Genomic DNA, 2,599 nt, shown 5'->3' on the forward strand with positions numbered 1-2,599 from the left:
CCCCCGCACGGACCCGTCGGGCTACGACTCGCCGGGCTTCGGCGGGGTGGTGCAGCAGCGGCCGGTGCTGCTCGTCAGGCTGACGATGGCCACGGCGCTCAACTTGACGCGGGCCTCCATGTTCTGGAGCTTGAGGACACTCATCAGGGTCGTCTCCTGGGAGATCACGTGCGCGGGACGCGCAACAAGGGTGGGATGCGCACCGGCCGGCAGCCGGCACGGGCCCGGACCGTGATGCCTCCGCGGCCCGGGTGATGGAGAGTCTCGTCGCGGCGCACCGGGTGCCGGTAGGGGCTGATAGTTGTCATGGCCTTCCGACCGGTTCGGCCGCAGACTGAAGAGTTGTCGTCCTTCCGGGCCTCGGGCACGACGGCGGCGGAGCCCGCGATTCGTCCTCGCGAGCCCCGCCCGGTGTCACGCTGTCACCTGCGTCGGCAGCAGTGCCTGTCGCGGCTGACGAGGGTGTGCCCCTCGGTGCCGCCGCGGCGTTCTGATCAGGGGTCCACCGTCACGGTGATGGTCTCGGGGTTGGCACTGTTGTCCTGGTACACCGGGTCACCGCTGTAGACGGCGGTGACGGTGTGGGTGCCCGCGGTGCGGAAGGCGGTGACCGTCCCGCCGGCGGCGCAGGTGCCGAGGGAGAGGATCAGGCGTCCCGTGCCGAGGGTCGTCCCGGTGGTGGTGTCGGTGAACGTGACGGTTCCGGTGGGCCTGGTCGTGGAGCCCGCGCCGGGGCAGACGATGTCGCTGAGCACGACCGGCGAGCCGGTCCGGGTGCGCTGGGGCATCGCGGTCAGGGTCGTGGTGATCGGCTTGCCCACGGTGTAGCTGATGACCACCTGGCCGTTGTGGTTCGCCGTCCCGATCGTCGAGGCCGCATAGGACGTCCCGGTGCCCGACGGGGTCGCGAAGCTGCTTCCCCCACCGCCACCGCCGCCGCTCGCCTCCGTGCCGGTGTTGTTGACGGCGCCGCTGCCGCCGCCCCCGCCGGCGAAGTACCCGCCGCCACCGCCCCCGCCCGCACCGGTGGCGGTGGCGGCACAGCCGCCGTCGATCGCTCCGCCGTTCCCGCCGGTGCCGATCGTGGTGCCGACGAACCCGCCCCCCGGCCCACCCGACGTGGCACTACAGGGCGCGGCGGCGCCGGCGGCCCCGCCCGCACCGCCCGTGGTCGTGCTGGTGCTGCCGCCGCCCCCGCCGTGCCCCGCCGCGGCCCCGGGGCCGGTGGCGCTTCCCGTGGTACCGCCGGTGGCATCGGGCGTCGTCCCGCCGTTGCCCCCGTTGCCGCCCGCCAGGCCGCTCCCGGTGCCCCCGGCGGCACCGCCGCCCCCGGCGACCACCAGGAAGGAGCCCACGCTGACGCTGGAAGCACCGCCCCCACCCGGCCCTTCCGCCCGGAAACCGGTGACCGGGATGCCCCCACCCGAAGCACCGCCGTTGAACCCGCCGGCACCCCCCGTACCCGTGCCGTTGCAGCCCTTGCCGCCTGTACCGCCGACGTTGACGGTGACCGTCGTCGGCGCGGTGGTCTGCGGGAGAGTGGTGACGACCCGCGCCCCCGTCCCGCCCGTCCCCGTGACGGAACAGGAGGTGCCGGTGTTGTCGGCACCGCCCGCGCCGTCGGCGGTGATCGTGACCACCGCCTGGGCCGGGATGGTGAGGCTCTGCGGAGCACCGGTGAAACCGAAGGTGACCACCGGGTCGGCCCCTCGGGTCCGCACCGGGGCGGTGGCCGGCGCGGACCCCGTGGCCGCGGCGGTCGCGGGGCTCAGCCCGGTCCCGGCCAGTGCCACGCACACCCCTGCCACGACACCGGCCTGCCACCACCGCGCACGAGCCTGGGCACCTGCCTCTCCTTCGGCGACGGGATGTCCTGGGGCATGGTGTCTGATCACTGCTGTCTCCCGATGTGACGGCTTGAGGTGAGACTTCGGGGTGCTGGATCACGCGCCCCGTGCAGCGGTGGTGTCCCTGCTCCGGAGCGTGATCAACAGGGACAGCGTGACGACCGGACGGCCCTTGTGCCCCGATTGCTCCGACAGCGGCATGCCACACACCATCACACTGGGCGGCACACGAACTCACTGAGCTGGTCACGGGCGGATGACTTCGCGGAGATCGTCGGCCGGCGGGCGACTCCGCGCCCACGGCCCGGACGGGGTTGGCCGGGTCGGCTGGGTTCAGGCCCGGGCGGGGTGGGTGAGGGTGTGCCAGGCGGCGTAGCCGCCGAGGAGGTCGGAGACGTCGGGGTGGCCGTGGTGGCGCAGCAGGCTGGCGGCGATGGAGGAGCGGTGGCCGCTGGCGCAGTGGATGACCAGGGGGTGGTCGGTGGGGATCTCGTCGAGGCGGGTGGGGAGTTCGGTCAGGGGGATGTGCAGGGCTCCTTCGATGAAGCCCGTTTCGCGTTCGCCGCAGGTGCGGACGTCGAGGACGGTGGGGGGCTGTTCGGCGGTGAGGGTGGTGCGGAGTTGGTCGGCGGTGAGGCGGCTGGCGGGGGTGAGGTGGTCGGCGAGGGCGGGCAGGGCGTTGTCGGGGTTGCGCAGGTAGCCGGCGATGTGGTCGAAGCCGATGCGGGCGAGGCGGGTGACGACCTCGTCCT

Annotated in this window: 3 protein-coding genes; all 3 read right to left on the reverse strand. The window is 73.7% G+C overall.

Annotated features, from left to right (window positions below):
* Positions 1-21: 21 nt before the first annotated feature.
* Positions 22-144, reverse strand: a complete 123-nt coding sequence (locus ACFU7Z_RS38605) for a class III lanthipeptide (protein WP_198959373.1) — start codon at positions 142-144, stop codon at positions 22-24.
* Positions 145-494: 350 nt separating this feature from the next.
* A complete protein-coding gene (locus ACFU7Z_RS38610) occupies positions 495-1,793 on the reverse strand; it encodes an Ig-like domain repeat protein (RefSeq protein ID WP_074002991.1) in 1,299 nt (432 codons plus the stop codon).
* 387 nt (positions 1,794-2,180) lie between these two features.
* The coding region (locus ACFU7Z_RS38615) for a rhodanese-like domain-containing protein (protein ID WP_380782817.1) at positions 2,181-2,599 on the reverse strand (419 nt) is incomplete at its 5' end.

The organism is Kitasatospora sp. NPDC057518, assembly GCF_042802075.1.
In the GTDB taxonomy this organism is placed as follows: Bacteria; Actinomycetota; Actinomycetes; order Streptomycetales; family Streptomycetaceae; genus Kitasatospora.

Excerpts from the sequence above, each read along its gene's own strand:
- ACFU7Z_RS38605 (WP_198959373.1), bottom strand. The coding sequence starts at position 144 with ATGAGTGTCCTCAAGCTCCAGAACATGGAGGCCCGCGTCAAGTTGAGC.